The sequence below is a fragment of the Corynebacterium sp. genome, assembly GCF_012837295.1.
In the GTDB taxonomy this organism is placed as follows: Bacteria; Actinomycetota; Actinomycetes; order Mycobacteriales; family Mycobacteriaceae; genus Corynebacterium.
In genome coordinates, this window is sequence record NZ_DURI01000107.1 from 1 (window position 1) to 3608 (window position 3608).

Below are 3608 nucleotides of genomic sequence, written 5' to 3' on the forward strand. Positions count from 1 at the left end.
GCGGCCGTTTCGGCGACGTAATCGCCGGCCACCGCGATGGGGCGGCGCCCGACGCCGAGCCACGAGTTCAGCGACCCGGACGCCGAAATGTGCCGGTGCGCGGTGACGGGCACGTCCACGGCGGCCAACGCGCGGGGCAGGTCGGCGTCGTCGATGTGCCCGGTGACGCGAAATCCCACCCCGGCATCGCGTGCGCGGGCGGCGAGGTCGTCGACCATGTGCTCGTGGCCCTCCGAGACGCCGCCGATGTTGACGACCTCCACCGGGCTCGTCAGTGCCGCAGCGGCGTCGATGACGTCCTCGACGCCCTTGCCCGGGTAGAGGAAACCGAACACCCCGATGACGGTGCCGGGTGCATCGACGGCGGCAGCGCGATCGATTCCGGCGGTGGTGTCGCGATGCCCATTGGGGTCCGTCCCGTGCGAGTCCGTTTCGCGCATGTCCGGAATGGGCAAGGGGATGACGACGGGGCTGTCGGCCACCCCGGCGGCGGCGAGGCAGCGTTTCTCGTGGTCGGAGTTGACCACCGTCCCCTCGATCGCGCCATCGCCCGGGATCCCGCCGTCGCATGCGGCGGCGTAGCAGGCGCGACGCCTGGCCAGACGCTCGGCGCCTTCGCCCTCCTGCGGCACGTCGTGGAGCCCGAGCCACAGGCGCCGTCCCCGGGCCAGCTCGCGGATGCGGCGGGGAGCCTCCGCGGGGCCGCCGAACAACGCATCGGTGAAGGCGACGTGGATGGCCCCGGGCAGCGGGGACACGCCCTCCCGGTCGGTCGCGAGAGCCGCGTCCAGCTCCGCCGCATCGTCGAAACGCAGGACCGGTGCCCCGGCGGCCGCCGCCAGTTCCAGGCCATGCTTGACGACGCCATGATCGGCCGGGCCCACCGCCAGCACGTGGACGTCGCCGATCCCGGTCATGCCGCGGCCCCGGTCAGGGTCCCGATGAGGTCGGCGTGGCGCCGCAGCCCTTCCTCCACCGCATCGGGATGTCGCCGGTACCAGGACAGATGGGCGTCGCGAAGCTCATCGGCGTCCATGGCCTTCCCGTCGACGGTCCACTCCGGCCCCGGCGGCGCGGGGTCGACGCCCAATGCCGCGGCGGCGTCATCGTCGATCCGGGCGCGGACGCCCCCGAGCATCTCCGACCCGGGATCGCGGAACTTCCCGCCGATGCCCGCCGCGGCGGCGACGCGCCTGGCGACGGCGAGAAGCGTCGCGTTGTCGGGGTGGTTGATCGTGTGCCATCGCGGTGCCGCCGCGAGCAGATCGGCGACGGGAATCGTCCCGTGCGCATCCTCGCGGGCGCGCAACGCGGCGACCGACGCCGCAGCCGTGGCCCGCAGGCCCGCCGGGGAGGGGCGGAGCGGGGCGTCGTCAAGCGCGATCCCGGACCGGGACGCGAATGCGGGCTCGCGGGCGGCCGCGAGAAGAATGCGCAGGTCGTGATAGGGAACCAGCGGAGGCGTCGCCGACGTGTCCGACGGTGGCCGGACGATCACCTGCCACGGGTGCAGCCCCGCCCAGCGCAGCACGGGATAGCGCACGACGGTGGCATGGGCCGGCAGCATCCGGGCCTGCTCGCGCCAGCCGATGGGCAGCCCCCGGTAGCCGTCGCGGACCGGCTGGGCGACCAGGATGTCCGCGCGCGACAACAGCGCCCGCAGATGCGGGACGTCATCGGCGGTCAGCTCGTGGACCGGGGGAATGAGCACCGCGTCGGCGGCGCCCGTGGAGTCGAGCAGCCGGCGGATCGATCCCGCCTGGCAGTTGCCCGTCACCGCGACGAGCGGCCGGTCCGATGAGCCCTGATCGGACAGCCCATAGAAGCGACCGTAATGGCGGATGCGGGGATCGACGTTCACGTTGTTAATGGTACCGTCGACGCGTGATCAGCATTCACCCGCGCCGCCCGCGGATCACGGCCATTCCCGCCGGTCACCCGTACGTGAAGGCGGTGACCGGGCCTTTCGCCGATCTGCGCCCCGATCCGATCGTCGACCCCGACGACCCCGGCCGATGGTGGCCCCACCCGCACCTGGAGCCGGGCGGCGGCGCGGGTGCCGCGCGCGGCACCGACATCGTCCACGTCCACTTCGGCTTCGAGCACCGCAACGCCGACCAGCTGGCCGATTTCGCCGATGAAGTGCACGCCGGCGGGGCGAAGCTGGTGGTCACCGTCCACGACATCGACTGCCCGCACGTCCTGGACCAGGAGAAATATCGACGGGCCCTGCGTGTGCTCGTGCGGCGCGCCGATGCGGTGATCACCCTCACCGAGTCCGCGGCCGACGAATGCGAGGCGCTGTTCGGGGTCCGCCCGCGCGTCATCCCGCACCCGCCGATCGTCGATGGCGACGCGGCCCGCGCACTGATGGAGCGGACGCCCCGGCGGTTGGACGTGTCGCTGTCGTACAAGAACGTGCGCCCCAACGTCGTCGACGACCCCCGCCTGCCGCGCGCGATCACCGCGGCCCTGGCCGATGTCCCGGGCGCCCGGCTGCGCATCCACGTCTTCCCCGAGGTCCTCGATCCGGCAAACGAGAGGCATCGGCCGGCATTGGCGCGCGGCCTGCGCGAGCTTGACGACGACCCCGCGCTGTCCGCGACCGTCGTGCTCGACGCATCCGGCCCGAAAAGCGACGCGGACCTGCACCGGGGATTGGCGGAGTGCGTCGCCGCGGTGCTGCCGTACGCCTTCGGCACCCATTCCGGGTGGCTGGAAATGTGCCGTGACCTGGGACTGCGCGTGATCGTTCCGGGCGTGGGGCACTACGCCGACCAGGCCGACCGGCCGGGAGCGGTGATCCCGGCGGACATGACCGACCCCGATGCCGTGGCCGCGGCCGTCCGCGAGGCGGTCCTCGCCGCCCGCAGGGACGGCCCGTTGCCGCGCGCGGAGGACCCGACGCGGACCACGGACGCGGTCGCCCGCGCCCACCGCGATCTGTACCTGGAGGTGCTCGGATGGTGACGGAGCGCACGCGGCTGCGCATCGCCGTCATCGCCCCGTCGCGCTACCCCATCCGCCAGCCCTACGCCGGGGGACTGGAGTCCCTGGTCGCCGCGTTGACGGCGGGGCTGAGGGCCGCGGGGCACGACGTCGACCTCTTCGCGGCGCGCGGCAGCGCCGGGCACGTCGAGGACGTGGAGTTCCCCGGCGTCGACTGGTCCGGCCACGACGGCCCCGTCAGCGACAGCGGTTATCCGCCGGGCGAACGCGAGAAGGAAACCGCGGCTTTCGCCCGGTTGGCCGACCATCTCGCGGCCGGCGGTTACGACGTCATCCACAACAACTCCCTGCACCCGATCCCGCTGACCATGCCCCGGCCCGCGGGCACGGCGCTGGTCACGACCCTGCACACCCCTCCCTTCCCGGAGATGCAGGACCCGATCGCCGCGGCGTGCCTGTTCGAGGGCGCCGGCGGCGGACCCGCCGACGTCGGGCACTTCGTCTCCGTCAGCGCGCACACCGCGTCGCTGTGGACGCTGCCCCGGCCGGCGGACGTGGTGCCCAACGGCGTCGACGTCGCGACGTGGCGGCCGGGACCTGGCGGCGGGCCCGCCGTGTGGTTCGGCCGCATCATCCCCGACAAGGCTCCCCACCTGGCC

4 protein-coding genes are annotated in these 3608 nt (G+C 73.4%); 2 read left to right on the top strand and 2 right to left on the bottom strand.

Annotated elements, in window-relative coordinates:
* Both GX015_RS03550 and GX015_RS03555 read right to left on the bottom strand, forming a co-directional pair.
* A partial coding sequence (locus GX015_RS03550; protein WP_291342853.1) for a hypothetical protein occupies positions 1–917 on the bottom strand: 917 nt, incomplete at its 3' end.
* Positions 914–1861: a WcbI family polysaccharide biosynthesis putative acetyltransferase gene (locus GX015_RS03555; protein ID WP_291342854.1), complete on the bottom strand. Its 948-nt coding sequence runs from the start codon at positions 1859–1861 to the stop codon at positions 914–916. The genes GX015_RS03555 and GX015_RS03550, both read right to left, overlap by 4 nt.
* Positions 1862–1884: 23 nt before the next feature.
* On the opposite strand from GX015_RS03555, the gene GX015_RS03560 reads away from it, so the two are divergent.
* Both GX015_RS03560 and GX015_RS03565 read left to right on the top strand, forming a co-directional pair.
* Positions 1885–2970 carry a glycosyltransferase gene (locus GX015_RS03560; protein ID WP_291342855.1) on the top strand — a complete coding sequence of 362 codons (1086 nt, stop codon included), beginning with the start codon at positions 1885–1887 and terminating at the stop codon, positions 2968–2970.
* On the top strand, positions 2964–3608 hold a 645-nt coding region (locus GX015_RS03565; RefSeq protein ID WP_291342857.1), incomplete at its 3' end, for a glycosyltransferase. The genes GX015_RS03560 and GX015_RS03565, both read left to right, overlap by 7 nt.